The sequence below is a fragment of the Parvularcula bermudensis HTCC2503 genome, assembly GCF_000152825.2.
In the GTDB taxonomy this organism is placed as follows: Bacteria; Pseudomonadota; Alphaproteobacteria; order Caulobacterales; family Parvularculaceae; genus Parvularcula; species Parvularcula bermudensis.
On record NC_014414.1, the window covers coordinates 1,728,103 to 1,754,314 of the forward strand.

The following is a 26,212-nucleotide window of genomic DNA, read 5'->3' on the forward strand; positions in this document are numbered from 1 at the left end:
ATAGCGTGCTAACTTCACCGGATAGTGATGGGGGATAATCGTGCAAAAATCGATTTCGAGCGGATATATGCTAAGTTGTGCTGCATTTGCGATCTTGGCGACGCCGATGGCTGCTGCCGCCCAGACAATGCCGGAGGCGACGGCCGCCGGCGCAACCCAGGAAGATAAGGTCATCGTGACGGGGCGTCGGGTGTCCGGGGTCTTCGATGCCATCGGCGCAGATCAGGCCAGTGTGACCGTCGGCGTCACGCGCGAGGAGCTTCTCTCCGCCCCTGCGGGCATCTCAGGGCTCAAAATGCTTGAGACCCTGCCGGGCTTTAACGTCCAAACCGATGGGGCCTTGGGCCTTTATGAGTTTGGGAATTCCGTTTCGGTGCGGGCCTTCAGGCTGCCGCAGATCGGTTTCGTGCTCGACGGGGTCCCCATGGGACGCTCGGACGCCTTTGGGGGCAGTCCGATCTTCCGGTATGTGGATAACGAAAATCTGGGGTCGGTGATTGCGTCGCCGGGGGCGGGCGATGTGTCCCTGCCCAGCTATTCGTCCCTTGGCCCGATTGTCTCCTACAACACCACCGATCCCGCCGAGGAGTTCGGCGGGGTGCTGCAATACACGATCGGGGATTTCGACCTCGAACGCAGCTTCATCAAGCTAGAGACGGGCCGGATCGGCGGCTTCACCGGCTATATCAGTCGCTCCAAGACAGACAGCAATCTGTGGCGGGGGCCGGGGTCGATCGACCGGGAACATATCGAAGCCAAAGCGAAATACGAATTCGACGACGATACCTATCTGCGGGCCATTTATGTCGCGAATGATTTCTTCGACTACGATTCTCCCTCCGGGACGGAAGCGACATTCGATGCCAATTACGGCTATGCCTATCTTGCGACGGTCCCAAATGATTGTATCGAGCCCGATCCGGGGGTCTTTGACTACAATGGTGACGGGACGATCGATGGTGACGATTTTACCCCCGTTTTCACCCAAGGGTCGTGTACGCAATATTTCGAAGACCGGATCAATGTTCGCCAGGATGCGCTTTATGGCGTAACCTTCGCGACCGATATTACGCCGTCGGTCGACCTCGTCCTGACCTCCTATTTTGAGGACAAAGACGGGTTTGGGGTCTCCCCCGACAGCTATTCCAATTCGCGCGGCATCTATGTCGATCAGGCCGCGGCGGGGCTGCCCGTCACCCATCCGCGCGGTGTGCAGTACGGCTTGTCCGAAGTCGGGGGCGAGCGCCTTGGCATTCTTGGCGGGGTGAGCGTCGAGGCGGGGAACCATCTCATCGAGCTTGGCGGTTGGTATGAGGATGAATTCTACAACCGGACACAGCTACGGCTCAATAATTCAGGCGGCAGCGCCGACGGCGAGGTCCTGTTCGATGAGGTCGCCTATTTCCGCCGGAACTATCAAAGTGTTCGTCAGACGACGCAATTCTACGTCAAGGACACGATCAGCCTGCTGCAGGATCAGCTCACGCTGGAAGTCGGGGTCAAAAGCCTGAATATCGAGTACACGCTCGACGGCTACCGCGACTACGCCGATTACGAAATCGATGGTATGCCGGGCTATGGACCGCAATATGTCGAAGCGGAGTATGAGGACAATTTTCTGCCCATGGTCGGCGCGGTCTATCGCCTGACCCCGACGGAACAACTCTTTGCGTCCTACGCTCAGAATTACGCCCTTCCCCAAGGGGCTGATAGTGTCTTCTCCACCGCCGTCAGTTTCGACGCCCCGCCGCCCGCCGCCGAAGAGTCGGAGAATTTTGAGATCGGGATCAGGACGAACAGACCCCAATTCTATGGGACGGCGGCACTCTACTATACCACCTTCGATAATCGCCTGGTGCAAGGGAATGTCCTCAATCCGGCGACGAACGAACCCGAGGCCTTCTATATCAATGCCGGGGAGACCGAGGCCTATGGTTTTGAATTGGCCGGGGTTTATCAGCCCGCCCTGTTTGAGGATTTGCTCTACTTCAACGCAAACCTGACCCTTAATCGCGCGACCACAAAGGATGGGTTCAGCGGCAACGAGGCGGGAAGTTTGCTCGCCGACAGCCCGCAGATTTTGTTCACCGGTGGGATGACCTATGAACCGACGGATTGGGCGGTCGCCAATCTGTCGTTAAAATATACCGGCGAGCGCTACGCCGATTATAATGAGCAGTTCGAGATTGATCCCTTCACCGTGGTCAGCGGCTATCTCGATCTTGGCGGGCCGAACAGCTTCGGCGTTCCGGAGAATGTCAGCCTGCGGTTCAATGTGGATAACCTCCTCGATGAGGAAGCGTTGTCCTTTGTCTTTGCCGGCTCTCCTTTCTACCGTCCGTTGAACCCGCGCACCTTTCAGGCGACCTTGCGGGTGGAATATTGAGGAAAGGGGGCAGGCGGGCGGGGGGCGCCTTGTCCCCCAAGGGGCCTGCCCCCGGCAAGGGGCCTCCTGCCGGATTGTCGAACCGCGGCGGGGGGGGCTGCCTAATTTAATTGCGTGGGGCAGCAGCTCGACGCAATCGATCGTTGATGGCCTTGCCCAGCCCATCCTCTGGGATGGGCGCAACGGCGATCGGCCTGCCATGGCGATCGAGCTCTCGCATATGGGCAAACAGATTGGCCGCCGCCTCAATGAGATCACCGCTTGGCGATAGATCGAGGGTCGCCCCGGGGGTGCCGCCAAATCCCAGCAGCACCTCGTCTTCTGTCGCCGCCTTGGCGTCGAGGCGGACGGCGGCATCGGGGGCGTAATGACTGGCCATCATGCCGGGGGCATCGATCCCGCCGCCGGGCTCGGCGAGCGGTTCGCCGAGAATTTCCTCGATTTGCTGGGCAGTGATCCCGCCCGGCCGGAGGAGGGTGGGGCGCTCCCCCGTCAGGCCGACAATCGTGCTCTCAAGTCCCACTGTGCAGGGGCCGCCATCCAGTACCGGGATGTCGGTGCCGAACTCGGCGACGACATGGCCTGCAATGGTTGGGCTGATCCGACCGGAACGATTGGCGCTCGGTGCCACGATGGGGCCGCCAAAGACGGCCAGAAGCGCGCGCGCCACGGGGTGCAGCGGCGCTCTGATGGCCACGGTATCAAGACCGGCCAAGGCGATATCCGCGACCGGGCCGCCGCGTTTGGAGGGCAAGACCAGGGTCAGAGGTCCCGGCCAGAACCGGCTGATCAATTGGTCCGCGCGGGGCTCCATCTCGGTGATATGGGCGGCGTCCCGGCGGTCCAAGACATGAACGATCAACGGATTGAAATGCGGTCGCCCCTTGATTTCATACAGCCTGGCAATGGCTTCGCCCTGGGTCGCATCCGCAGCGAGGCCATAGACGGTTTCGGTGGGAAGGCCGACAAGACCGCCCGAGCGGAGCTGCTCTGCGGCCTTATCGATGGAAAAACGAAACGATACAGTGCTCATCGACCGCGTTTTATCGCCGCGAAGGCGTTTCGCCCACTCCCCCTTGCGGTGAAGAGCCGCTAAAGCGATCAAGACAGTGTATAAATGACCGAAATGTCGAGGAGGACACGTTATGCCGTTCGCAACCCCCGTCCGGGACATGCAATTCATACTCGAACATGCGGCGAACTTCGACGCCGTTCGAGATATCGGAGCCTATGACGATCTTTCCGAAGAGATTATCGATGCCGTTCTGACCGAAGTTGCCAAGCTCGCCGATAATGTGTTTGCGCCGCTGAACTGGACGTCGGACCAGCAAGGCGCCCGCTTGGAAAATGGGCAAGTCTACACGACCCCCGGCTTCAAGGAGGCGTATCAGGAGTATGTCGAAGGCGGCTGGAACGCCGTCGCTTTCCCTGAGGAATATGGCGGGCAGGGAATGCCCTCGACGATCGCTCTTGCGGTCTACGACGCCCTCAGCGCTGCCTGCATCAGCCTCTCCATGGGGATGAGCCTCACCCAGGGCGCGGTGAAAGCGCTCCTTAAATATGGCACGGACGAGCAGAAAGCGCTTTATCTGCCGAAGATGGCCACGGCGGAATGGTCGGGGACGATGAACCTCTCCGAACCCCATGCGGGGTCCGACCTCTCGCAACTGAAGTGTAAAGCAGAGCCGGTCGGTGACGGGACCTTCAAGATCAAGGGGACCAAGTGCTGGATCTCCTATGGCGACCACGATCTGACCGAGAATATCTGCCACCTCGTTCTTGCCCGTCTCCCAGATGCCCCCGAAGGGACCAAGGGTATTTCGATGTTCCTGGTGCCGAAATATCGGGTCAATGAGGATGGGTCCCTCGGTTCTCGGAACGATGTCAATATCGTGTCGATCGAGGAAAAGCTGGGGCAGCATGGGTCGCCGACCTGTGTCATCTCCTTCGGTGACGATGATGATTGCCTCGGGACCCTTGTCGGCAAGGAGAATGAGGGCCTCAAAAACATGTTCGTCATGATGAACTCAGCCCGCATCGATGTCGGCATGCAGGGAACCTCGGCCTCGGAGGCGAGCTTCCAAAAAGCGCTGCAATATGCCCAAGAACGCCCCCAGGGGCGGCCCTATGGCGTGCGCAGCGGGCCGCAAGTGCCGATCTACGAGCATCCCGATGTGCGTCGTCAGTTGATGACCATGCGAGCGCTGACCGATGCGAGCCGGGCGCTCGGCTATGCGGCGGCTATTGCCCATGACATCGCCGAAAAAGCCACGGACGAGGATGTCCGCCGGGCGGCGAAGGAGCGTGAGGATCTGCTGACCCCCCTCGCCAAGGCCTTCCCCACCGACCGGGCGATGGAAGTGACCAATCACGGCATCCAGATCCATGGCGGCATGGGATTTGTCGAGGAAACCGGCGCCGCGCAGTTCTATCGCGATGCTCGGATTACGCAGATCTATGAGGGGACGAACGGCATCCAGGCGATCGACCTTGTCGGCCGGAAACTCGGTATGGGCGAGGGCAAACTGGCCTTTGACTTCATGGACGATATCAGCGCCCTTTCCCAGGAACTGGCCGACAGTGACAATGCCAGTCTCGTGGCCATCGGGAAAGCTCTCGACACGGCGGTGAAAGAGCTTCGGGATACGACCGAATACATGATCAAGGCGATGTCTGGCACCGCTGAAGACGGCCTGGCCGGGGCCACCCCTTATCTCGACCAGTTCGGCTATGTCGCGGGGGCCTATTATCTGGCGCGCGGGGCCAAGGTGGCGGCGAAGAAATCCGCTGAGGGCGATGATCCTGAGTATCACGACACCAAGGTCCATATCACCCGTTTTTATACGGACAATGTGCTGCCCAGGGCGACGGGGCTCATCCCCGCGGTCAAGGCCGGTGCGGAGACTGTGGCGAAACTCGACCCCGAAAAGCTCGCCAGCTAAGGGCGAGTGATGCTGCGCAAATCCTAAATGGCCGCGCGCGGCATCGCCTTGAGGCCTATTCCTCAGTACGGACCATAAAGGGCGGGGGGCGATAAGACCCTCCCGCTTTTTTGTTCCGCTCGCCCCCCCCCGTGGGTGGAGGGTCAGGGGAAGGGGTCAGACCTCCTGAATGGCAAAGGGCACGGTCAGCCACAGCGACAGGGTCGCCTTGTCCTCATCGATATCGGTCCGATCGATGGTCACATGGGTCGACATGAACTCGATGATCATTTCGAGCTCTTCCTCCGGCGTGGCGGGGGGCTCGTCAAACGTGCTCAAAAGTCTCAGAGCATTTGCGGTGATCGGATCGGCATTTTCCACGACATCTTGAATGGCGTTCTGAATGTTCTCGAGCTGATCATCGTCGAGATTGATATTGATGGCATCGGCAATCAACTCGTTCGTAGACGCTTCATTATCAAGACTGGAGTCAATCGCCAAAAAGACGATCGTTGCAATCGGGCCGAGCAATAGCCCGCCTGGAACGAAAAAGGCGAGGATCGAGGCGATGATAAAGCCATCATTCTGATGGCTCTGCTCGGTCACGACGGTCTGAATCCCCACAAGGCTGGTGAGGTCCCTGACCCAGTCCTGGGTCATGTTGGACGGCAACATCCGCATTTCGATGGTGAAATCGAGCTTGCTGTCGAACCAAAGAAACGTATCGGGCGCGATCACCCGGCCTTTGATTTCAACGAAGCCGTCCTTGAAATCGGAGGTGATCGATTCGAGCCGCTTGCCGCCCTCAAGCTGGGTGCCCGCTTGCTCTTCGATCTGGGCCCGGAAGTTTTCATCGAGCAGCTCGAAACTGAAATTCAAGAGCAGCGGACGGTAGCGGAATTCGTCGCCGGTGAATTGGCGAATGGGAATAAGGCCTGACCGGTGAAAGACGCGTCCATCGTCCCGAAAGCAGGCGACGATCGCGAATTCTTCGTAATCGTCCGTAATGTCCTCAATGGAGAAATTGCCGTCTTCGTCGGTTTCCTGGACCTGGATGACGGTCATGAAATCCGCCTGATCGCTGGCGCCCGCGAATTTGCCGTAGACAAGCACATCGACAGGCTCGCGTATTTTCGCGAACGGCGTCGCGCCATCGTTTGAAATCCGCCGGAAAAACCCGGTCAATGTCCGGTGATCATCCCCGGCACTCAGCTTGATCGCGCTGTAAACGAGGTCTGAAAACTTATCCTCTCCAAAGCCCGAAATCGTGGAGCGGAACGGCCACGCCGATCGAATGAACTCAGCAATCGTCGTCCAGCCGCCGGGCGGCCGCGCATCGAGAAAGCGCTGGGCGACCGTATCGCCGATGGCGCTGCCTTCCCCTTCTTCGGCCCGGCCAAAGCCAGGGCGGTCGACGATGACGTCAAAGTCGCGCACATCGTTGAAACTGTTGAGAAGGGTGATGATTTTGCGCTCAACGGTCGTGCCGAAAACGGCAGCGGCCGGAATGAAGCTCTGACGGTCCATAGATCACGTTCCCTCACCTTAGGCGCGAAAGTGTCGCACATCTTTCCCGTAAAGAAAGAGATTCTCGCACTAACCGGCAGCGTGCGGCCCCATCGGTGGCGATTAGGGCCGTAGCTAACCCCCGCCGCTCATGTGAGGGGCGAAGGCTTGGCGAGATCAGCGGCCCTTTGCCGATGCAAGGATTTGCGCGTAGGAAGCGAGATATGATCCCCGATAAGGTTAGCCTCGATCTGGCTCTCTTTTTGCCCATCTACGGGTGGCTGCTGCTTATCATCTGGGCCCGGTATGTGTTCATGGCGGGGATCGTACACAAAAGCCTCTGGCGCCCGGATGCAACGGTCAGGACGGGCAGCGCGCTCACGGGACGGGCGCCCGGCGCGGCGGCGATGTGGCGGGAAGCGAAGACGTCAATCGGGGTCTCGCTCATCTATGCGCTGCCCGCGGCGGTCCTCTTCTTTCTCTTCGAGCAGGGCGGAACGGCGCTGACCAGAGAGATCGGCGGCCTCGGCGACCTGTTCTGGCAACCGGTGGCGCTCATCCTCTACCTCGTGCTCCACGACACCTATTTTTACTGGACCCATCGGGCCATGCATCATCCGCGTTTGTATAAGGCGACCCACCACACCCATCACATGTCAAAGCAGCCGACAGCCTGGGCCTCGTTCTGCTTTTCACCGGCGGAGGCGCTGATCGGGGCGGTGATCGTCCCGGCCCTTGCCTTCGTGATCCCGATCCATGTCGCCACCTTTCTGCTTCTGTTGAGCCTGATGACCTTCAGTGCGGTGATGAACCACGCAGGCGTGGAGGTCTGGCCGCGGCGGTTCCTGGATGGGCCGATCGGTCGCCATCTCATCACGGCTCGGCACCACAACCTCCATCACACGAAGTTCCAGCGCAATTTCGGTCTCTATTTTCGGTGGTGGGACCGCCTGATGGGGACGGACAGTCTGGAGGGGGACCCCGTCAGCGAGGCGGGACGCGATAAGATGGCGGTTCGGGTGCCGGCAAACGCGCCGCTCTAAGCGGACTTATTCAAACAGGCTCGAGACGCTTTCCTCATTCGCGATCCGCCGGATGGCTTCGGCTAACAGGCGGGCAACGCTGATCGTCTTGATCTTTTCCGATTGCGCCTTGCGCGCTTGGTTGCCGATGGAATCCGTCACCACCAGCCGATGAAGATTGGTCGCCTTATTGATCCGGGCGACGGCCTCGCCGGAGAGCACGCCATGGCTCACATAGGCTGAGACGCTCGCGGCACCTTGCTTTGTTAGGGCATCGGCGGCGTTGACCAGCGTGCCGCCCGAATCGACGATATCGTCGAACATGATGCAGTGGCGTCCGTCCACTTCGCCGATAATGTTCATCACCTCAGCCTCCCCGGGGGCGAGGCGCCGCTTGTCGACGATCGCGAGGTCAACATCGCCCAGCCGCCGCGCGAGAGTGCGTGCCCGCACCACCCCGCCGACATCGGGCGAGACGACGCACAGATCGCTGAGGTCGGGGCCGAAGGTCTGGCGGATTTCGTCCTCCATCACCGTCACGGCGTAGAGATTGTCCGTAGGGATATCGAAAAAGCCCTGGAGCTGACCGGCATGGAGGTCGACGGTCAACACGCGATCGGCACCGGCTGTGGTAATCAGGTTCGCCACCAATTTGGCACTGATCGGGGTTCTCGGCCCGGCTTTCCGATCCTGACGCGCATAGCCAAAATAGGGGATCACCGCCGTGATGCGACTGGCGCTGGCGCGCGACAGGGCATCGATCATGATCAGCAATTCCATCAGGTGCTTGTTGGCCGGTTCCGAGGTCGATTGGACGACAAACACATCCTCTCCCCGGACATTCTCGCCGATTTCGACGCGCACCTCCCCATCGTTGAAGCTCTTTACCAGGGCCTGGGCGAGGGGCACATCGAGGGTCTTGCCAATGGCTTCGGCGAGGTCGGGGGTCGCGTTACCTGCGAGGATCTTCATACCGGCGCTCCGCTAGGATGTGACAAGCCCATGACGTTGCGGCGCCGAACTTTCAAGTCCGCCCCGCGACAATGGCCGACATATTTCGCCCGAACTGCGCCTGTCCCGCTTGCTGCGCGGCCCGATAGCTGAACCAGCGATCGGCATGGGTGAGGGTACAGGCCCCGACAATGTCGATTTGCGCGGTCACCACCCCCGCATCGGCCAGCCGATCGAGGGCAAAGCCGACATGGTCATAGGTATATTTTCCCGAAACTGCCCGCGGGACGAGGTGACGCGCGGCCTTGGGGTCGGCGGCCAGGACAAGATCGGCGAGGTCCTGCCCGGCTTCAAAGGCCGGCGCCCTCAGACAGGGGCCGATGGCGCCGACGATCCTCTCGCGGACCGCCCCTTTCTCGGCCATCACATCAATGGCCGCCCCGATGATCCCCGCAAGGCTGCCGCGCCATCCGGCGTGGATGGCGGCGACGAGGCCCGTGCCGGGGGCGGCGAGAAGGAGGGGGAGGCAGTCGGCGGCGAGGACCCCAACGGCAAGGCCTGGGCAGTCGGACACAAGGGCATCGCCTTCCCTGACCGGGGCGTCGGGGGCGGGGGCCGTCGGCACGAATACAGCCTTTGCGGAATGGGTTTGCTTGAGGGTCACAAGGGCTGTGGCGCCTAACGCTGAGCGCACACGCTCTCGGTTGGACTGCACCGCGTCTTCACGATCGCCGCTGCCATAACCGGTGTTGAGACGGTCAAAGGGGGGCGTGCTGACCCCGCCCTCCCGGCCGAAAAAGCCGTGGGGGCGGTCTTTGAGACGATCAGAGCGAACAAAGGGTAGAGGGTCGGTCATGCCATCCCCGGCGGAACCGGGCTCCCTGGGCTCGTCAGGCACAGGACCTGGAACAGGGTGCCCATCTGATCCTGGCCCACCAGGCGCTCGACTTGCTGTGCGATCGCCGCCTTCGCTGCGGGGTTCGCCCCTGCCAATTGGTCGGCCCGCGCGGGCAGCCCCAGCGCCGTCAGGAAGCGGCTTTGCGAGATCGGGCCATAGACGCCGAGGCCGCCCCGGCGAGCGGTGTCGGCAAGGGCCGCAAAGTTCACATGGGCGGTCAGATCCGCCTCCCCCGGCAGGGCCAGGGGATGGTGGAACTGGTGATTTTTGACCGCTTGAAACGTATCCCCGCTGCCCCTGCGCCCCGCCCCGTAATCGATGATCAGCACCAGCCCCGGCGCTGCGGTCAGGCGCGGGATCAGGACCTCGATGAGGGCGTGGGCCGGGGCGCAGGTCTCGACTATTTCCTCGGGGGGGCCATGGGCGGCGGCGCCGGGGGGCGGAGAATACGTCTCTTCGGAGAGGCAATAGGCGAGTTGCCCCGGCATCTCCCCGGTGGTGACGAGCCGTTCCCGGAACAAAGGCCCCGTCCCTGCCCGGACGAATTGCCTGATCGGGAGGCAGTCGAAAAATTCATTGGCGATGAGCAGCAGCGGCCCCGAAGGAAGAGCGGCGGCGTCCTCGATCCACCGGAGGGGCAGGGGGGGCGAGGACAGGGTTTCCCGTTGGCGGGAACGCAAGACTGGTGAGGTCTCAAGGAGAACGGCCTCGGCGGCCTCGAGAAAGTCGGGCCGTAGCTTGGCGACCCGCAGCATATCGGCCATCAAGGTGCCGCGTCCCGGCCCGAACTCCGCCAAGGTGACCGGCCGGGGGGCCGCCATGGCGGCCCAACTTGCCAACAGAAAGCCGCCGATCATCTCGCCGAATAACTGGCTGATCTCGGGGGCGGTGGTGAAATCTCCCTCAGCCCCCAAGGGATCGCGGGTCATATAATAGCCAAACTCAGGATGGCCGAGGGCCTCGGCCATGTAGGCGCCCACGGAAAGCGGGCCCTCTTTGTCGATTCGCTTCGCAAGGAGAGGCGCAAGCGGTGTGGGGGTCACACAGACGCCCCCCCGCGGTGCCGCGTCGACCACCAGAAGAGCCACGCCCCGGCCAGGACCATGGGAAGGGAGAGCATCATGCCGCGCGTCAGAAATCCGATCGGTCCGGCAAAGTCATACGTGTCGGGCTCACGGAAGAATTCGACGAAAAACCGCGCCGCGCCGTAGCCTGAGAGGAAGAGGGCAATGGTGGCGCCGGGAAAGCGGAGGAGGCCGAACCGGGTGACGGCGACCCTTAGAATGACGAACAAGACGAGACCTTCGAGCGCCGCCTCATAGAGCTGGCTGGGGTGCCGGGGAACGGCATCGGCGGCGTAGCGCCATTGCTCCGCCAGAGGATCGTAGTGGGACGGAAATGTCACCGCCCAGGGAACATCGCTCGGCCGACCGTATAGCTCCGCATTGATGAAATTGGCGATACGACCGAAAAAAAGACCGATTGGTGCCGCGGCAGCGAAGAGGTCGCCAAGGGCAAGGGGGGAGACTTTTTCCTTGCGGGCGAAATAAACGGTTGCAGCGGCAACCCCTAAGGCCCCGCCGTGAAAGGACATGCCCCCCTGCCAGATCGCCAGGGCCGGCGGGAACGGCAGAAAGCCCAAGACCGGCTCCCACGGTGCCCACAGCAATTCGGGCCGATAGAACAGGACAAAGCCAAGGCGACCCCCGAAGATGATGCCGAGGGTGACGTAAAAGAGGACGTCGTCGAGCTGGTCGTTCCCGATCGGCGGCTGGGGGTGGCGCGATTTCGGCCCTTGCCAGAGTTGGGGCTTGCCGAGGAGATGCCGCAGATACATCCAGCCCAGCACAATTCCTGCAATATAGGCGAGGGCGTACCAGCGGATCTGCAGCGGCCCCAGACTGAAAAAGACTGGGTCAATATTAGGATAGGGCATGGGAGGAACGACCCGCTGCAACTTGCACCCTCGCCCTTTACCGCCGCCTTCGCAAAGCGCAAAAGGCCATATCGCGTTCGAGCCGACAGGAGATCCAAATTATGCAAACCAAGAACCCTGTGCTCGATGGTTTGGCCAAAGCGGTCTCTGAAGCGGCGGGAATGGCCGACGGGGTCCGTCGGGAGGCCGAGACGGTGATGCATTCCCAATTGCAGCGGTTTCTCGCCGAGAACGATCTCGTCACCCGCGAGGAGTTCGAGGCGGTGCAGGAGATGGCGGCCAAGGCGCTCGACGAGCTCGAAACCGTCAAAGCCGAGCTGGCGAGTCTGAAAAGCGGCGCCTGATCAATTTTCCCCCATTCTCGTCGCAGAGCTTGGTGGGCCCGACGAGTCAGGTCCAAGTCGGCACTGCGCCGACCCGGGCTAGATCGTCCCAGTGTGGAGTGTGAATCATGAGCGAATTCGCAATTGCCGAAGATCCGATGAGTGCAGATCCCCTCGATACGGTGGAAATCTTCTGCCGGCGGGCGGATATGGATGCCGAACGGATCGATGATACCGAACTGCATATCAGCCTCTCCGGCTCGTGGCGGGAAGTTGGTATTTGGTTTGGGTGGCGGATGGATGCCCAAATGCTGCAAATCGGGGCGCCCCTCGAATTGAAGGTGCCCGAGGCGCGCCGCGACGAGGTCTGTCGCCTGTTGACCCTGGTCAATGAGCGGTTGTGGCTCGGCCATTTCGATCTCGATGGGGAGATCGGGCTCATCTATCGGAACACCACCGTCCTGCCGATCGCCCAGGGGCTCGACGATTGCCAGGCGGAAATTCTGGTGCGCGCGGCCCTCGATGCCTTCGACCGGTTCTTTCCGGCGTTCAATTTCGTCGTCTGGGGCGGTGAAACGGCCGACAAGGCGTTTTCGAGCGCCATTTGCGAGACGGCGGGCAACGCCTGAGACGATGCCGGTTGGGGCCTTGTGGTTTCCGGCCCGCCGCCCTTAAGGCGGGGCCATGACCAATAAACTCTCTCTCCTGCTCGTCGGCGCCGGTAATATGGGCGGCGCTCTTTTCACTTCTTGGGTCGAGAAAGGCGTCCTTGACCCGGCACGGTCGGCGATCTCCGACCCCAATCCGTCCGATGCCGTCATTGCCCTTGCCGAAAAAGCGGGCATCGCCATCAATCCCGAAGACGATCAACCCTATGAGGTGTGTGTGCTCGGGATAAAACCGCAGCTCTTTGGCGCCGTCCTGCCCGATCTGCAGTTTGGCGGCATGAATGACGCCCTCTTTATTTCCATGGCGGCTGGGACGAGCCTTGGGGAAATCGGCAAGCTCCTTAAGGGGCAGGCGCCCAATGCCCGTCTTGTGCGGACGATGCCCAATCTGCCCGCCGCCATCGGCGAAGGCATGTCGCTGCTTTGCGCGGGCGAGGGCGTAACTGACAAGGACAAGGCCGCCGCGACCGCCCTCATGGAGGCCGCTGGGCAGGTCGTTTGGACCAAGACAGAAGACGATGTCGACCGGTTGACCGGTGTGTCGGGCAGTGGGCCGGGCTTTGTGCTCTATGTGGTCGAAGCCTTCGAGGCGGCGGCCAAAGCGCAAGGGGCGAGCGACAGCGATGCGCGCTTACTGGCCGAACAGACGATCATTGGTACCGCGCTCCATCTCTCGCGGGATGGTCGGACCGCTGCTGAATTGCGCAAGGCGGTGACCTCTCCCGGCGGCACGACGGAAGCGGGCCTCAATGTGTTGATGGCGGATGAACGCCTTCACCGTCTGATCGCCGAGGCCGTAGAGGCGGCCTATGACCGAGCTCAAGAATTGTCGAGCTGAGTGATGGCCGAGGGGACGTTGCTCGTTCGGCATCCCGTCTACGGCGCGCATGAAACGCCCGAAGGACACCCCGAGCAACAAGCGCGCTACACCGTCCTCGAGGCGTTGTTCGACGCGAAGGATTTTCCCGCGGCCGATCAGTTGGAGGCCCCTCTGGCCACGCCTGAAACAATCGGGCTTGCCCATCAATCGGCCTATATCGACGCCGTGATCGGTGAACAGGCGTCCCCCCGGCTCCGCGCCCTCGATCCGGACACCTGGATGGGCCCCCATTCGCGGGAGGCCGCGTTGCGGGCGGCGGGGGGCGCCGTCGCTGCGGTCGACGCGGTCTGCGAAGGACGGGCGCGTAATGCCTTTGTCCCCTGTCGACCGCCGGGGCATCACAGTGTCCCCGACAGCGCTATGGGGTTTTGTCTCTTTAACAATGCCGCCATCGCGGCCCTTCACGCCCGCCACGCCCATGGCCATCGTGGATTTCGATGTCCATCACGGCAATGGCACCCAAGCGATCTTCGAGAACGATCCCGATGCTTTTTTCGCCTCATCCCATGAATGGCCGCAATATCCAGGGACCGGTCGCGTCACCGACCGAGGGGCGTTCGGCCAATGCCACAACGCGCCCCTCGAGTCAGGGACGGGCGGGCGAGCGTTTCGGCGGGTGTGGGGAGAGCGGTTGCTGCCGGCCCTTCGGGACTTTGCGCCGGAGATGGTCGTTATCTCTGCGGGGTTCGATGCTCACCGTGAAGACCCCTTGGGCGGTCTTGATCTCACCGAAGACGATTTTGCGTGGGTGACCACCGAAATCGCGGCCGTGGCCGCCGAGACCGCTGGCGGCAGGGTCGTCTCGGTTCTGGAAGGCGGCTATGCCCTCGACGCTTTGGCCCGTTCTGTTGCAGCGCATGTCGAGGCCCTCGCCAACGCCGCCGCACACCGCTAGGGCGATGCAATGGCGGGTAAAATCGTAACCGTGCGGCACGGGCGGCCGAATGTGGATCGCAATGTGCGTATCTCGGCACGGGAATATGGTGAGTGGTGGGCGAATTACGATCTGGCGGGCTTGGCCCCAGATCAGTCCCCGCCCGACGATTTGTTGGCCATCGCCGCAGAGTGCGATGTGATCATCTGCTCCACCATGCCGCGGGCGATCGAGACCGCCGCCTCCCTTGTCCAGGATGCCCGGATCGTGCCCCAGGATGCGATCTTTGTCGAAGCGCCCTTGCCGCCGCCGCCGATCCCGTTTCTGAAGCTGTCACCGACCAATTGGGGCCGCGTCAGCCGCGTCTTCTGGTTCCTTGGCTATGCGCCGAAGGGGACGGAAAGCCACCGAGAGGCCCGCCGGCGGGTCAGGAAAGTTGCCCAACGGCTGATCGACTTTGCTGCCGAGGGCAATAATGTCCTGCTCGCCGCCCATGGCTATCTAAACTGGATGGTCGATGGCGCGATGAAACGCCGAAACTGGCGGCGTCTGTGCCATGTCGGCGACAATCATTATTGGTCGTACCGAATCTATCGCCTCCACAAGGCGTCCGCTGACCACCATGAGGAAAAGAGGAGGGTGGCCGATCCCGCCCCTGCTGCTGAATGACCCAAGACGTAACGACCATGAGTTTCGAAAGTGCCCTGAGTGAACTCGAAGGGATCATCGAGCGGCTCGAAACCGGCGATGTCCCTTTGGAGGAGTCGATCAATCTCTATGAGCGGGGGGCGGCGTTGAAAGCGCATTGCGACAAAAAGCTCAAATCAGCCCGAGAGAAGATCGAGAAAATCGTCCTCGACCCAGAGGGAAAACCGACGGCCGAAGCCGCATCCTTCGATTGACGCCTCGGGATCGTCGTCACAAAACCGCCGTTTTGCCCGAATGAGTGGCAAGACAGCGCGCTTTACCGACTTGCTTTCCGGGCGGTTCGGAAAACATAGTCAGGATTACGTTGGGAGACATTATGCCTGTCGATACACCTCTGCTCGATAAGGTGACCCTGCCTCAAGACCTGCGGGCGCTTGAGCGGTCACAGCTGACCCAATTCGCCGATGAATTGCGAGCCGAGGTAATCGATGCCGTTTCCGTCACCGGCGGGCATTTGGGCGCGGGGCTCGGCGTGGTCGAACTCACGACTGCACTGCACTATGTGTTCGATACGCCCACGGATAAGATTATTTGGGATGTCGGCCATCAATGCTACCCTCACAAGATCTTGACCGGCCGCCGCGATCGCATCCGTACCCTCCGCCAAAAAGACGGCCTGAGCGGGTTCACCAAGCGGACGGAGAGTGAATACGACCCCTTTGGCGCCGCTCATGCGGCGACGTCGATTTCCGCCGCGCTGGGCATGGCGGTCGCGCGGGATTTGCGTGGGGACGTTAATCGGGTCGTGGCGGTCATCGGCGATGGGTCGATGTCGGCGGGCATGGCCTATGAGGCGATGAACAATGCCGGCGATCGCGGCAAGCAACTGACCGTGATCCTCAATGACAACGACATGTCGATTGCGCCGCCTGTGGGGGCGATGTCCGCCTATCTCGCGCGGGTGGCCTCGTCGGATAAATATCACGCGTTCCGAAATCTTGCGAAGCAATTGGCCAAGCGCCTCCCAAAAGGTCTTTATACCTCGGCGGAGAAGTTCGAAGAATATGGCCGCGCCTTTGTCACCGGCGGCACCATGTTCGAGGAACTTGGGTTCTATTATGTCGGGCCGATCGATGGCCACAATCTCGATCACCTCGTGCCGGTTCTGGAGAATGTCCGGGAGCTGACGGACGCGCCGGTCATGGTGCATGTCGTGACGCAAAAAGGCAAAGGCTACGCCCCCGCCGAATCCGCCGCCGACAAATATCATGGGGTGGCGAAATTCGATGTCGTGTCGGGCAAACAGCATAAGCCCAAACCCGCCGCCCCGAGCTATACGAGCGTGTTCGCCGGCCAGCTGATCAAGGAGGCGGAACGGGATGAGCGCGTGGTGGGCATTACCGCCGCCATGCCCTCGGGCACGGGGATCGATAAGTTCATGGAGCGGTTTCCCGATCGGACCTTCGATGTGGGGATCGCCGAACAACACGCCGTCACCTTTGCGGCAGGCCTTGCCGCCGAGGGGATGGTCCCCTTTGCGGCGATCTATTCGACCTTTCTCCAGCGGGCCTATGACAGTGTCGTTCATGATGTGGCCCTGCAGAACCTGCCGGTGCGTTTTGCCCTCGACCGGGCCGGGCTTGTGGGGGCCGATGGCGCGACCCATGCCGGGGCGTTCGATATCGCCTATCTTGGATGCCTGCCGAATATGGTGCTGATGGCCGCCGGGGATGAAGCCGAATTGGTGCATATGACCCACACGGCCGCCGCCTTTGACGAGCATCCGATCGCCTTCCGCTTTCCGCGGGGGGAGGGGCAGGGCCTTGAATTGCCCCTGACGCCCCAGCTCCTGGAGATCGGGCGGGGCCGCATCCTGCGCGAAGGGGCAAAGGTGGCGCTGATCGCCTATGGCGGACGCCTTGCTGAATGTCTCAAAGCGGCGGATCTTCTTGGGATGCGCGGGCTGTCGACGACCGTGGTCGACGCCCGGTTTGCCAAGCCCCTCGATGAGGATCTGATTGCCCGTGTCGCGGCCGATCACGAAGTCGTGCTGACGGTCGAAGAGGGGTCGATGGGGGGCTTTGGCGCGGCCGTCCTGCATTTCCTGGCGCGGATAGGGCAGCTGGACAAAGGGCTCAAAATTCGTACCCTGACATTGCCTGACACCTATCAGGATCAGGCAAAACCCGCCGATATGTATGCTGAGGCCAAATTGCAGGCCGAAAATATCGCTGACGCGGCCATTGTGTTCTTTCAAGGGGTTGCCTTGGCGACCGCCGACGGCGGCGTTTAACGATCAGTATGCGCCTCGACAGCTATCTCGTCGAGGCCGGCCATGTCCGCAGCCGTGAACGGGCCAAAAAAGTCATCGGCGACGGCTATGTCTGGGTCAATGGGGTTCAGGTGCGAAAGGCAGGTCGCTCTCTTCAGCCCACCGATCGTGTCGAGTTCCGCGGGGAAGATTTCGCCTATGTCTCCCGGGCGGCGTTCAAACTCTTGGCGGCTCTTGAGGCCTTCTCCTTTGATCCGCAGGATCTCCTGTGCCTCGATATCGGAGCTTCGACCGGCGGGTTTACGCAAGTCCTCTGCCTCAAGGGGGCGCGGCGGGTATATGCCGTCGATGTCGGCCACGGCCAGTTGGCCCCTGAGGTCGCGGGCGCGCCGCCCGTCATTAATCTCGAAGGCGTCAATGCAAAGACCCTCACGCGCCATGAGGTGCCCGAGCCCATTTCATTCCTCACCTGTGACGTCAGTTTCATCAGTGCAAGGAAGGTATTGCCCGCCGCCATGGCGCTGTGTGGCCCTGAGGCCATCGCCGCGATCTTGTTCAAACCGCAATTCGAACTGGGCCCCGGCGCGATCGGCAAAGGAGGGCTCGTCACCTGGGACACCGCCGCCGTGGAAAGGGTCGTGCGCGAAGACATGACATCGTTCCTTTCCGAGCAGGGATGGGACCTCATTGGTTATCTGCCGTCGCCCATCGTCGGGGGGGATGGGAATGCCGAATGGCTTGTGGGGGCCCGCCGTGCCTAATCGTCCACGTCGCCACGGGTCGGGCGTGCCGCCCCCCGCCCTCAAGACCGTGATCATCGATCGACTGGCCGCGTCCGGGGAGGGAATGGCCGGGGATGTCGCCCTTCCCTACACCTTGCCCGGCGAAACGGTCCGTGCCCGCCTCAGCGGCAAACGCGGGGAGATGGAGGCGGTCTTGGCTGCTGCGCCGGCGCGGGTCACCCCGCCCTGTCCGCATTTCGGTCCGGGGGCGCAATGTGGCGGCTGCGCGCTACAGCACATGGATCGGGCGGCGTTGCTGGCCTGGAAGCGGGCGCGGGTCGAGGCGGCGATGCTGCGCGCTGGGTTCGCCGTGCCGCCGGTGCATACCCATCAATCGCCGCCGCGCAGCCGTCGACGGGCGCGTCTGGCCCTACGCCGCTTTGCCGATGGCCTTCATTTCGGATTTCGCCAGCGGCGCTCTCATGCGGTCGTGCCCATGGAAGTGTGCCACATTCTCACCCTGCCGCTGTTTACCTGCGCCCGGCGTTTTGCCGAGGCCGCCGAGGGCCTGCTGCCCAAAGGGGCGATCAATGCCGATCTTGTCCTGACGGAGACCGATACTGGCATCGACCTGATGATCCTCGGCGTCGATGAGGGGGGACTTGGCCTCGCAGAGAGAGAGGCGCTGGCCAATTTTGCCGAAGTGGCTGATTTGGCGCGCCTTTCGGTGGGGGAAATCCCCTTGGTCACGCGTACCCCGCCCGCCATGCGCTGGGGCAAAGCGAGCGTCCCCGTCCCCCAGGGGGGATTTTTGCAGGCGACGGCGGATGGGGAGGCCGCTCTCCGAATGGCCGTGTGCACGGGGGTAGGCGCGGTGCGGAGCGTGGCGGATCTGTTTGCCGGGATCGGCACTTTCTCCCTGCCCTTGGCGGCGACCGGCGCACGGGTCCTCGCCGCCGAGGGCGCCCCCGATGCCGTCAGCGCTCTCAGGACGGGCGCGGCCAGCGCTGGACTCGCCGTCGATGTGCTGCGACGCGACCTGTTCACCGATCCGATTGCGGCCGAGGATCTTGCTGCCTTTGAGGCCGTGGTGTTCGATCCCCCCCGGGCCGGGGCGGCGGCCCAGGCCGCGGCGATTGCCGAGGCGGGGGTGCCCCTGGTCGCCGCCGTCTCGTGCCAGCCGGGTACCCTGGCCCGTGACCTGAGGGCGTTCAGCGCGGCCTATGACCTCACTGCCCTGACGGTGGTGGATCAGTTTCTCTGGTCGGGCCATATTGAAGTGGTGGCGATTTTACGCCGCCGACATGTCAACTCGTCCTAATGCGTGGTTTCCCATGACAGATCGCCCTTCGCCGATACGCAATGGTCTCCGCCTCGCTCAGTATAGCGTGGGGCAGTCGGCAAAGGTCGGGTGGTACACCGCGCAATATCTTGCCTCCCGCCACGCCGCCGGGCCCTTTACTTCACCGGGAAGGGTGCCGCGACCTTACCGGGCGCGTCCCGCCCCCCCGCGCGAGGTGCGTCGCGCCTTTTTCCGTCTCTTTGCGGAAGAAGCGGCGGATATTGCGGCGGGACGGTATCGCGTGCCCGCCGACCTGCGGACCCCGCCCGACCTTAGGGCTCTGCTCGCCCAAGCGCGACGGTATTATGAGGAAGCCGGGACAATTTCGCGGCGCGCCCATCGCCGGGGCGGTGCGGTCGAGACCCGCAAAATCGCGCCGGCCGGGCTTCCGTCCTATTACGTTCAAAATTTTCACTTCCAAAGCGATGGGTGGCTGAGCGACCCATCGGCGGAAATCTACGACACCCAGGTGGAGAGCCTTTTCACCGGGGCGGCCGATACCATGCGGCGCCGGGGGCTGCCGCTCCTGCTCGATGAAATCGATCGCGTGGCCGGTGAAGAGGGTCGCGCGCCGGTCCTCGTCGACATTGGCTGCGGCACCGGGCGATTACTCGCTGACTGCCTGGTCAATCGGCCCCATGTCGATGCCTTCGGACTCGATCTGTCCACCGCCTATTTGCGCGTGGCGCGGAACCATGTGGGCAGGGATCGCGCGGCATTTATTCAGGCCCCGGCGGAACAATTACCCTTCGCCGATCACAGTGTCGATATTTTATTCAGTGTCTATCTCTTTCACGAACTCCCCGCGAAGGTCAGAGAAAGAGTGGCCGCCGAATTTTCCCGCGTCCTGAAGCCGGGCGGCTATTATTTACATATCGACAGCGTACAATATGGCGATACGGCCATGGATATCATGCTCGAGGGATTTCCGCGCGCCGTGCATGAACCCTATTATGACGCCTACTGCCGTCAGGATCTCGACGCGCTATTTGCTTCCGGGGGCTTTGCGCGGGTCGAAGGCGATGAACGCATCGCCTTCTTGACCAAGGTCACGCCGTATCGTCGGTGTGAAGCCTGATGGCGACATTCGCCTTGGCGACGGGCTTTCCCGCATCGCTCTGAAATCCTGTGAGCTCCAGAAAGACCAATCGCGTCCCCCGCTGGATCACGACGGCACGGCCGAGCAGGTCTTCGCCCTTGGCGGGCCTTAGAAAATCACAGTGGACGCTGACGGGTTTGGCGGTGATCGTCGGGCCCCCTCTGCCGCGTATCTCGGCGAGGGCGCAGACCTGGAGGAAACTCGACACCACCCCGCCATGAATCGCGCGGATGGCGGGGTTGCCGATATGATGTTCAGCAAAACTCAGCCGGTAAAGGAGCCCATCATCGTCAATACTGGCGCTAAAGGCGAGCCATTGCAGCACCGATGACCGGTCCCGCCAGTCATCGATGCGAGCGATCGCGGCGTCATTGGCAGGCGGGAAGAAATCGTCCGTCATAGGCGGGATCCCTTGGCTTTTGAGGCTTTGCGGCTTGTCCCCACCATAAAGGTCCCATCTGCTTGCGCGATGGCCCGGCCATCGGCGGCGGTGACGAGACCCTGACAAAACGCGACCTGGTCGATGATCGAGGGGCACTGCGATCGGAACCGGAGCACCTCGCCCGGCTGCGCGTCGCCGAAGAAATCGGTTTTGAGATTGATCGTTGCGAGGGTCTCGAATTTGTCCATCGCGGTCCAGGCCGTCATGGCCAGGATGGTGTCGAGCAGGATGGTGTAGAGCCCGCCAAACACAGGGCCGTCATCGGCAAAGACCTCGGGCATGGTGGCGTCGACCTCAAGCAAGCCGCGGCTAAAGGTGACCGGGGTGACGGGAATGGTTCTGAGCAATTCGTGCTCGGTTTGGGCGTGCTTATAGAAGCCCTGGAGGGCCCACATCACCCCTTCATTGATACGTGTGTTCTCGTCTTTGTCGCTGGTGTCGGTCACGTCGTGCCTTTCAGCTTTTCTTCCTCATATTGAATACCCCAACCGATGAGTTGACGCCAAAGCGCCTCGACCAGAGGGGCCGGCAGATCGGTGCCGTCCGCCCGCTCGACCACGCGGTCGATCACCTGTTGGATCCGCCATGGCACCGTCGCCTCGGCCGGATTGGTCTTCAATTGCCAGGCCCGATCGACATAGGTCCAGCGCTCGGCCAAGAGATCCACGAGCGCATCGTCGAGCCGGTCAATTTCGGCGCGGACAGCCGTCATATCGGCGCAATCGGCGGGTTTGGTCATCGGTCTTCCTCTGTCTTGACTCGGGCACCGGCCTCTAGGGTCCGATGTACCGGGCATTTATCGGCTATTTCGAGCAGTCTCCCGCGTGCCTCATCGGACAAGTCGCCGTCCAGTCGGATCCGTCGGGTGAACTCATCGATCTTTTGCATGGGACCTTCATCGGGGTCAGCTTCTTTGGCGTGCACCTTGGCATGGGACACGACACAGCTCGCCCGTTCGAGGGGAAGCTGCTTACGCTCAGCATACATTCTGAGGGTCATCACCGTGCAAGTGCCAAGGGCGGTGGCGAGAAAGTCATAAGGGGAGGGGCCGCTGTCCAACCCGCCCATCGCTGTCGGCTCGTCGGCGATCAGGCGATGGGCGCCGACCTGCACAAAACACTGGAATTGACCGAGGGCCGTTTCCTTGACGACCACATTATTGGCAGCGGCGGTCTTCTCGTCTTTTGCGGGGGCTTTAGGGAGATAGCGGCGCGCCCAGGCGGCGATAACGCCGGCGACATAGGCGCTATCGGCCTTTTGGCTGAGAAGGTGATCGGCTTGATCGAGGCTGACAAAGCTCTTGGGGTGCTTTGCGGCAATGAAAAGATCCGTCGCGTTGTCGATCCCGACGACCTGATCGATGGGGCTGTGCATGACGAGGAGGGCCGCATCCAGCGCCGCCGCCGCAGCGGGGATATCATGGCGTCCCAAATCGTCGACGAACTGTTTCTCGATGGTGAAGACCCGATCCGCGAGGGAGACATCGGCTTGCCCCTCCGCGATGATGGTCGCGAGTTTATCCCCGAAATGACCCGCCACATGCTCGACACTGGCGGGGGCATTGATGGTCACCACCGCTTTGACCTCCGGGATGCGCGGCCGCACCGCCAACACCGCCGCGCCGCCTAGGGAATGGCCGATAAGAAGGGAGGGGGCCTGATAGGCTTCCCGCAGAAAATCCGCCGCCCGTGTCAGATCGTCGAGATTGAGGGAAAAGCTCGTGCGGCCGAACTCTCCCTCCGACTCCCCAAGGCCGGTAAAGTCAAAGCGCATCACCCCGATCCCCTGAGCCGTCAGGGCCTGGGCGATATTCCGGGCCGCAAAGATGTCCTTTGAGCAGGTGAAACAATGGGCGAAGAGCGCAAACCCCTCGATCGTGCCGGCGGGCAAATCGATGCGCGCTGAAAGCTGAGCGCCCGTTGCGCCTGTAAACGTGGTTCTGATCGGTCGTATCGACATTTATGCGCTTTCCTATCCTAGGTGAGCGACAGATATTCGCGAAACCGGCTGCGGTGGTTAAGCGAAAACACAGCGCCGCTGAGGGCGGGTGCGGGCGGGGGCGACGCCTCCCCCCTCAGGAAACTGCGCAGCGCATAGGGGTAGAGGAGATGCTCAACCGCATGGATCCGCCCGGTAAGGCTCTCCCGCGTATCGTCGGGATCGCGCCGAACGGCGCCCTGGGCCACGATGTCGCCGGCATCCACTTCGCTGGTGACGGTGTGGACACTGGCCCCGGTGACCGAAACCGAACTGGCGAGGACTTGGCCGATGGCATCATACCCCTTGAAGGCGGGAAGGAGCGAGGGGTGGATGTTCAGCATGCGCCCTTCCCATGCCTTGGTGAAGGACGGGGTGAGGATACGCATGAACCCCGCCAGGCAGATGCAATCGATATCGTTCTGGGTAAGGACGGATTGCATGGCGGCATCGAAGGCGGCCCGACTGGGATAGTCGCCATGGGGAATGACGACCGACGGTATTTCTGCCGCGGCCGCCCGCTCCAGCCCAAAGACGCCCGGCCGATTGGACAGGACGAGCACGATTTCAGCGGGATAGTCAGGCGATCGGCTCGCCTCAATCAAGGCTTGGAGATTGGAGCCGGACCCCGAAATCAGGACGGCAACACGCTTTTTATCGATCATGAGGGGACGAGGTCTCCGATCACCCGCGCCTCGGTGAGCGCAGAAAGAAGCCCATCGACGGCGGGCGGTGACGCGATCAGCACCATGCCAATGCCGCAATTGAAGGTTCGGCGCATGGCCGTCTGCTCGATGTCGCCCGTCTCGGCCAGCCAGGCGAACAGCGGCGGCAGAGTGAGGGCTGTCTCATCGTAGCGAGGCCGGAGAGATGAGGGCAGGACCCGGGGGACATTCTCCGTCAGGCCGCCGCCGGTAATATGCGCCATGGCTTTAAGGTGACCGGCCTCGGCCAAGGGCAGGCAATCGCGGATATAGAGCCGTGTGGGGGTTAAGAAGGCGTCGCCGAGCGAGGTCTCCGCGAAGGGGGCCTTATCGCTCCATGCCATACCTGAACGCTCAACAATTTGGCGAATTAGAGAATAGCCGTTCGCGTGGGCGCCGGAGGAGGGGAGGCCGATCAGGACATCGCCCTCCGCCATCAGATCGGGGCGCGGCAGAAGGCCCGTCCGTTCAGCCGCCCCGACGCAAAAGCCCGCCAGATCATAGTGCCCCGGTCCATAAAGGCCCGGCATTTCGGCGGTCTCCCCACCAATCAGCACCATCTCCGTCTCTCGACAGGCCGTCGCGATCCCTTCGACGACACTGGCGGCCACGGCTTCGTCGAGCTGACCGGTGGCGAAGTAATCGAGAAAGAAGAGGGGCTTGGCGGCCTGGGTGAGAATGTCATTGGCGCACATCGCGACAAGGTCGATCCCGATCGTGTCGTGCCGTCCCATCGCCTGGGCAAGCATCAGCTTGGTGCCGACCCCGTCGGTCCCCGACACAAGAACGGGGTCTTGAAAGCCAGTGGCCTTGAGGTCGAAGACGCCGCCGAACCCGCCCAGATCACCGCCGCTTCCCGCTTGCTTGGTGGCTTTCGCCAAGGGCGCGATGCGATCCACGAGGCGGTTTCCCGCTGCGATATTGACCCCCGCTTTGGCGTATGGATCCTCCGCCATGCTGTCTCCTTCGTTCAAGCCCAAGGGGTGTAGGCCGTTCCGCTGGGTTGTCGAGGGGAGAGCGCGGGGCGTCCCTCTGCCTTACAGGTTCGTCAAGGTGACCGGGGCGGCGATCACTGCTAGGGGGCGGGTCTGGTAATGAGATCAGGATGATGATCGTTCGTCTATTTTCCCTGGTGATGGCTATCGCCCTCTTCGGCGCGGCGGGGGCATGGGCCCAGTCCGGGCCCCAATCTATCTTCGTGGTTGCCGAAGTCCCCGTCGCGGCGGAAGCCGAAAGTGCGGCGGCGGCGCAGCGCTTGGCGCAGGAAAAGGGCCGCCGAAAGGCCCTTGATATTCTGTTGCGCCGTCTGACGGCCGAGGAGGATTGGGTCTATCTGCCCGAGCTTGCCGCGGGTCAGTCGGCCCGCGCCACCGGCGTTATCGCCGAAGAGGCGGGGATGACGCCCAGCGGCCGATCAGCGGTCACCATCAATCCAAGCGATGTGGCGAGTTTGGAGGAGGGGTTCTCCATCTTCGACGAGAAATCCTCGGCCTCCACCTACCAGGCGCGGATCACCTATCGGTTCAGGCCGATGGCCGTGCGACGGCTGCTCCAGGATGCCGGCCTCCCCTATAGTGACCAGCAAGCGAGACGGGCCTTGATCGTCCCGGTGCTGAAGACTGACCGAGACGTCTATCTTTGGGAGAGTAAGAACCCCTGGGCGCGGGCATGGCTGGCCCGCCCCCTCACCAATGAATTGACGCCCCTTGTGCTGCCCCGGGGGGATCGGGGGGATATTGGCACCGTGGAGGCGGAGGAGGCTGTGGGCCTTGAGACATCAGGGCTTCAGGCCCTCGCGCGACGCTACAATGTCGGTCAATTGCTGGTGGCGGTCGCCGATCTTGAGGAGCGGGACGGGGTATTCGAATTGTCGGTTCGCCTTATCGATTCAGGAATCGACAGCCGCGCCGTCAATCGGCCGGGCGGTGCGCAAAGCAGCGAAGCGGCGCTTTATGATGATCCCGACGGGTATGGGGCGACGGCGGCTCGCCCGGCTGAGTCGGGACGGGGGACAGTCCTGACCGAGACGTTTTTTCGCGGCGAAGCGGGCGATTTCCCTGCCCTTGCGCGGCGCGCCGTCGAGGGAACCGTGGCGGCCTATGCGGCGGGATGGAAAGAACGAACACTCGTCGATCACGCCGATATTCGCCAACTGACCCTGACCGCCTGGTTTGGCAGTTTGGATGAATGGGCGGATATCCGTTTGGCGTTGGAGAAGACCCCCCTGGTCGTCGCCATGGAGGTTGGGGCGTTCAATAATGAAAATGCGATCATCGATTTGTCGATCACCGGGCGAGAGGATCAATTGATCCTGGCTATGCGCCAGGACAATCTGGCGGTATGGCAAGCGGTGGACGGCCGGTGGAACATTGCTGAATTCGACCGCGCCGAGCAGGTGCAGCAGACAGTCAATGAGGTCCGTCACCGTAACGAGACCCCGGAGGGTGGCCAATGGTCGGGGCGCGAAGAGCGGGCACCTCTTTCGGTGGACAGCGCGCTGTCGTCGGCGGAACAACGGTCCTCGGCGCCGGGCCTCTCCGGCGGACCGATCCAGTTAGAACCGAAGTCGGGGCCCGAGCGACCTCTCCCCGGGTCTGAGGACGCCATCCCCACCGAGGATGATTTCGGCGCAATCTATTAA

The 26,212-nt window shown here is 62.2% G+C and carries 25 protein-coding genes and 1 pseudogene; 14 read left to right on the forward strand and 12 right to left on the reverse strand.

Going from position 1 to position 26,212, the window contains the following annotated elements; genetic code table 11:
* The first annotated feature begins 67 nt into the window (after positions 1–67).
* Entirely contained in the window at positions 68–2,386 is a 2,319-nt protein-coding gene (locus PB2503_RS08155) for a TonB-dependent receptor (RefSeq protein ID WP_041535489.1), read from the forward strand.
* Between the two features lie 106 nt (positions 2,387–2,492).
* Here PB2503_RS08155 and PB2503_RS08160 read toward each other — a convergent pair whose 3' ends face one another.
* A complete protein-coding gene (locus PB2503_RS08160; protein WP_013300764.1) occupies positions 2,493–3,419 on the reverse strand; it encodes an L-threonylcarbamoyladenylate synthase in 927 nt (308 codons plus the stop codon).
* Between the two features lie 112 nt (positions 3,420–3,531).
* Between PB2503_RS08160 and PB2503_RS08165 the strand changes: the two genes are divergently transcribed.
* On the forward strand, positions 3,532–5,328 hold the full coding sequence (locus PB2503_RS08165; protein WP_013300765.1) for an acyl-CoA dehydrogenase: 1,797 nt from the start codon (positions 3,532–3,534) through the stop codon (positions 5,326–5,328).
* 156 nt (positions 5,329–5,484) lie between these two features.
* Here the strand turns inward: PB2503_RS08165 and PB2503_RS08170 are convergent, their stop codons facing one another.
* Positions 5,485–6,834, reverse strand: coding sequence for a hypothetical protein (locus PB2503_RS08170; protein ID WP_013300766.1), 1,350 nt, complete (start codon positions 6,832–6,834; stop codon positions 5,485–5,487).
* A gap of 203 nt (positions 6,835–7,037) precedes the next feature.
* Between PB2503_RS08170 and PB2503_RS08175 the strand changes: the two genes are divergently transcribed.
* Positions 7,038–7,856: a sterol desaturase family protein gene (locus PB2503_RS08175; protein ID WP_013300767.1), complete on the forward strand. Its 819-nt coding sequence runs from the start codon at positions 7,038–7,040 to the stop codon at positions 7,854–7,856.
* Between the two features lie 6 nt (positions 7,857–7,862).
* Here PB2503_RS08175 and PB2503_RS08180 read toward each other — a convergent pair whose 3' ends face one another.
* From PB2503_RS08180 to lgt, 4 genes are read right to left on the reverse strand one after another with little or no spacing between them, the layout of a single operon-like run.
* Positions 7,863–8,807: a ribose-phosphate pyrophosphokinase gene (locus PB2503_RS08180; RefSeq protein ID WP_013300768.1), complete on the reverse strand. Its 945-nt coding sequence runs from the start codon at positions 8,805–8,807 to the stop codon at positions 7,863–7,865.
* Between the two features lie 52 nt (positions 8,808–8,859).
* Complete coding sequence (locus PB2503_RS08185; RefSeq protein WP_013300769.1) at positions 8,860–9,642, reverse strand: purine nucleoside phosphorylase YfiH/LACC1 family protein; 783 nt, start codon at positions 9,640–9,642, stop codon at positions 8,860–8,862.
* Complete coding sequence (locus PB2503_RS08190; RefSeq protein WP_013300770.1) at positions 9,639–10,727, reverse strand: class I SAM-dependent methyltransferase; 1,089 nt, start codon at positions 10,725–10,727, stop codon at positions 9,639–9,641. Before PB2503_RS08190 ends, PB2503_RS08185 begins: the two co-directional genes overlap by 4 nt.
* Positions 10,724–11,620, reverse strand: coding sequence for a prolipoprotein diacylglyceryl transferase (gene lgt / locus PB2503_RS08195; protein WP_013300771.1), 897 nt, complete (start codon positions 11,618–11,620; stop codon positions 10,724–10,726). The genes PB2503_RS08190 and lgt overlap by 4 nt, the downstream gene beginning before the upstream one ends.
* A 101-nt stretch (positions 11,621–11,721) precedes the next feature.
* On the opposite strand from lgt, the gene PB2503_RS08200 reads away from it, so the two are divergent.
* From PB2503_RS08200 to PB2503_RS08245, 10 genes and pseudogenes are all read left to right on the forward strand, one after another.
* A complete protein-coding gene (locus PB2503_RS08200) occupies positions 11,722–11,964 on the forward strand; it encodes an accessory factor UbiK family protein (protein ID WP_013300772.1) in 243 nt (80 codons plus the stop codon).
* A 107-nt stretch (positions 11,965–12,071) separates the two neighbouring features.
* On the forward strand, positions 12,072–12,572 hold the full coding sequence (locus tag PB2503_RS08205; RefSeq protein WP_013300773.1) for a type III secretion system chaperone family protein: 501 nt from the start codon (positions 12,072–12,074) through the stop codon (positions 12,570–12,572).
* A 55-nt stretch (positions 12,573–12,627) separates the two neighbouring features.
* Positions 12,628–13,449 (forward strand): pyrroline-5-carboxylate reductase, encoded by an 822-nt coding sequence (proC, locus tag PB2503_RS08210; protein ID WP_013300774.1) that lies wholly within the window; start codon positions 12,628–12,630, stop codon positions 13,447–13,449.
* Between the two features lie 3 nt (positions 13,450–13,452).
* A pseudogene (locus PB2503_RS14945) lies at positions 13,453–14,386 on the forward strand (histone deacetylase family protein).
* A gap of 9 nt (positions 14,387–14,395) precedes the next feature.
* Entirely contained in the window at positions 14,396–15,034 is a 639-nt protein-coding gene (locus PB2503_RS08220) for a histidine phosphatase family protein (RefSeq protein ID WP_013300777.1), read from the forward strand.
* Positions 15,031–15,267 (forward strand): exodeoxyribonuclease VII small subunit, encoded by a 237-nt coding sequence (locus tag PB2503_RS08225; protein WP_013300778.1) that lies wholly within the window; start codon positions 15,031–15,033, stop codon positions 15,265–15,267. Before PB2503_RS08220 ends, PB2503_RS08225 begins: the two co-directional genes overlap by 4 nt.
* A gap of 122 nt (positions 15,268–15,389) precedes the next feature.
* Positions 15,390–17,306, forward strand: coding sequence for a 1-deoxy-D-xylulose-5-phosphate synthase (gene dxs / locus PB2503_RS08230; RefSeq protein ID WP_013300779.1), 1,917 nt, complete (start codon positions 15,390–15,392; stop codon positions 17,304–17,306).
* Positions 17,307–17,314: 8 nt separating this feature from the next.
* A complete protein-coding gene (locus PB2503_RS08235; RefSeq protein ID WP_013300780.1) occupies positions 17,315–18,046 on the forward strand; it encodes a TlyA family RNA methyltransferase in 732 nt (243 codons plus the stop codon).
* The gene (locus PB2503_RS08240; protein WP_013300781.1) at positions 18,012–19,328 is read left to right on the forward strand and encodes a class I SAM-dependent RNA methyltransferase; all 1,317 of its coding nucleotides are present in this window, start codon (positions 18,012–18,014) and stop codon (positions 19,326–19,328) included. Before PB2503_RS08235 ends, PB2503_RS08240 begins: the two co-directional genes overlap by 35 nt.
* Positions 19,329–19,341: 13 nt before the next feature.
* A complete protein-coding gene (locus tag PB2503_RS08245) occupies positions 19,342–20,427 on the forward strand; it encodes a class I SAM-dependent methyltransferase (RefSeq protein WP_049781997.1) in 1,086 nt (361 codons plus the stop codon).
* Here PB2503_RS08245 and PB2503_RS08250 read toward each other — a convergent pair.
* From PB2503_RS08250 to purM, 6 genes are read right to left on the reverse strand one after another with little or no spacing between them, the layout of a single operon-like run.
* Positions 20,399–20,848, reverse strand: coding sequence for a PaaI family thioesterase (locus PB2503_RS08250; protein WP_013300783.1), 450 nt, complete (start codon positions 20,846–20,848; stop codon positions 20,399–20,401). The two genes, PB2503_RS08245 and PB2503_RS08250, sit on opposite strands and share 29 nt — an antisense overlap.
* Positions 20,845–21,336 carry a PaaI family thioesterase gene (locus tag PB2503_RS08255; protein ID WP_013300784.1) on the reverse strand — a complete coding sequence of 164 codons (492 nt, stop codon included), beginning with the start codon at positions 21,334–21,336 and terminating at the stop codon, positions 20,845–20,847. The genes PB2503_RS08250 and PB2503_RS08255 overlap by 4 nt, the downstream gene beginning before the upstream one ends.
* Positions 21,333–21,629 carry a chorismate mutase gene (locus PB2503_RS08260; protein WP_013300785.1) on the reverse strand — a complete coding sequence of 99 codons (297 nt, stop codon included), beginning with the start codon at positions 21,627–21,629 and terminating at the stop codon, positions 21,333–21,335. Before PB2503_RS08260 ends, PB2503_RS08255 begins: the two co-directional genes overlap by 4 nt.
* A complete protein-coding gene (locus PB2503_RS08265) occupies positions 21,626–22,849 on the reverse strand; it encodes a bifunctional alpha/beta hydrolase/OsmC family protein (protein WP_013300786.1) in 1,224 nt (407 codons plus the stop codon). The genes PB2503_RS08260 and PB2503_RS08265 overlap by 4 nt, the downstream gene beginning before the upstream one ends.
* Before the next feature lie 17 nt (positions 22,850–22,866).
* Positions 22,867–23,532, reverse strand: coding sequence for a phosphoribosylglycinamide formyltransferase (purN, locus tag PB2503_RS08270; protein ID WP_013300787.1), 666 nt, complete (start codon positions 23,530–23,532; stop codon positions 22,867–22,869).
* Positions 23,529–24,527, reverse strand: a complete 999-nt coding sequence (gene purM, locus PB2503_RS08275) for a phosphoribosylformylglycinamidine cyclo-ligase (RefSeq protein ID WP_013300788.1) — start codon at positions 24,525–24,527, stop codon at positions 23,529–23,531. The genes purN and purM overlap by 4 nt, the downstream gene beginning before the upstream one ends.
* Positions 24,528–24,676: 149 nt before the next feature.
* Between purM and PB2503_RS08280 the strand changes: the two genes are divergently transcribed.
* A complete protein-coding gene (locus PB2503_RS08280) occupies positions 24,677–26,212 on the forward strand; it encodes a DUF2066 domain-containing protein (protein WP_013300789.1) in 1,536 nt (511 codons plus the stop codon).

Coding starts and splice junctions, on each gene's coding strand:
- PB2503_RS08225 (WP_013300778.1), top strand. CDS start 15,031: ATGACCCAAGACGTAACGACCATGAGTTTCGAAAGTGCCCTGAGTGAA.
- PB2503_RS08245 (WP_049781997.1), top strand. CDS start 19,342: ATGACAGATCGCCCTTCGCCGATACGCAATGGTCTCCGCCTCGCTCAG.
- PB2503_RS08200 (WP_013300772.1), top strand. CDS start 11,722: ATGCAAACCAAGAACCCTGTGCTCGATGGTTTGGCCAAAGCGGTCTCT.
- PB2503_RS08175 (WP_013300767.1), top strand. CDS start 7,038: ATGATCCCCGATAAGGTTAGCCTCGATCTGGCTCTCTTTTTGCCCATC.
- PB2503_RS08240 (WP_013300781.1), top strand. CDS start 18,012: ATGCCGAATGGCTTGTGGGGGCCCGCCGTGCCTAATCGTCCACGTCGC.
- proC (WP_013300774.1), top strand. CDS start 12,628: ATGACCAATAAACTCTCTCTCCTGCTCGTCGGCGCCGGTAATATGGGC.
- PB2503_RS08265 (WP_013300786.1), bottom strand. CDS start 22,849: ATGTCGATACGACCGATCAGAACCACGTTTACAGGCGCAACGGGCGCT.
- PB2503_RS08260 (WP_013300785.1), bottom strand. CDS start 21,629: ATGACCAAACCCGCCGATTGCGCCGATATGACGGCTGTCCGCGCCGAA.
- PB2503_RS08180 (WP_013300768.1), bottom strand. CDS start 8,807: ATGAAGATCCTCGCAGGTAACGCGACCCCCGACCTCGCCGAAGCCATT.
- PB2503_RS08185 (WP_013300769.1), bottom strand. CDS start 9,642: ATGACCGACCCTCTACCCTTTGTTCGCTCTGATCGTCTCAAAGACCGC.
- PB2503_RS08205 (WP_013300773.1), top strand. CDS start 12,072: ATGAGCGAATTCGCAATTGCCGAAGATCCGATGAGTGCAGATCCCCTC.
- lgt (WP_013300771.1), bottom strand. CDS start 11,620: ATGCCCTATCCTAATATTGACCCAGTCTTTTTCAGTCTGGGGCCGCTG.
- PB2503_RS08220 (WP_013300777.1), top strand. CDS start 14,396: ATGGCGGGTAAAATCGTAACCGTGCGGCACGGGCGGCCGAATGTGGAT.
- purM (WP_013300788.1), bottom strand. CDS start 24,527: ATGGCGGAGGATCCATACGCCAAAGCGGGGGTCAATATCGCAGCGGGA.
- dxs (WP_013300779.1), top strand. CDS start 15,390: ATGCCTGTCGATACACCTCTGCTCGATAAGGTGACCCTGCCTCAAGAC.
- PB2503_RS08235 (WP_013300780.1), top strand. CDS start 17,315: ATGCGCCTCGACAGCTATCTCGTCGAGGCCGGCCATGTCCGCAGCCGT.
- PB2503_RS08170 (WP_013300766.1), bottom strand. CDS start 6,834: ATGGACCGTCAGAGCTTCATTCCGGCCGCTGCCGTTTTCGGCACGACC.
- purN (WP_013300787.1), bottom strand. CDS start 23,532: ATGATCGATAAAAAGCGTGTTGCCGTCCTGATTTCGGGGTCCGGCTCC.
- PB2503_RS08165 (WP_013300765.1), top strand. CDS start 3,532: ATGCCGTTCGCAACCCCCGTCCGGGACATGCAATTCATACTCGAACAT.
- PB2503_RS08160 (WP_013300764.1), bottom strand. CDS start 3,419: ATGAGCACTGTATCGTTTCGTTTTTCCATCGATAAGGCCGCAGAGCAG.
- PB2503_RS08155 (WP_041535489.1), top strand. CDS start 68: ATGCTAAGTTGTGCTGCATTTGCGATCTTGGCGACGCCGATGGCTGCT.
- PB2503_RS08280 (WP_013300789.1), top strand. CDS start 24,677: ATGATGATCGTTCGTCTATTTTCCCTGGTGATGGCTATCGCCCTCTTC.
- PB2503_RS08250 (WP_013300783.1), bottom strand. CDS start 20,848: ATGACGGACGATTTCTTCCCGCCTGCCAATGACGCCGCGATCGCTCGC.